A 218-nucleotide genomic window follows, 5' to 3' on the forward strand; every position below is an offset into this window, starting at 1 on the left:
ATACCGACGGTCAGACGATTGACTTCCTGCTGACCGCTCGCCGCGATGCAACGGCAGCCCGGCGTTTTTTCCGTAAAGCGATACGCCAGCACGGCAGACCCACCGTCGTGACTATCGATGAAAGTGGGGCCAATACCGCCGCGCTCACCCTCCTCAATGCGGAAGGTGAGCCTCAGCAGGGGATTGAAATCCGGCAAAATAAATACCTGAATAACCGC

1 protein-coding gene is annotated in these 218 nt (G+C 57.3%); it reads left to right on the plus strand.

All coding sequences use genetic code 11. The features are described 5' to 3' along the window. Positions 1–218, plus strand: a 218-nt coding sequence (locus NXS07_RS21535; protein ID WP_258087710.1) for a DDE-type integrase/transposase/recombinase, incomplete at both ends; no start/stop codon positions are given.

Source organism: Xenorhabdus bovienii (assembly GCF_024721015.1).
In the GTDB taxonomy this organism is placed as follows: Bacteria; Pseudomonadota; Gammaproteobacteria; order Enterobacterales; family Enterobacteriaceae; genus Xenorhabdus; species Xenorhabdus bovienii.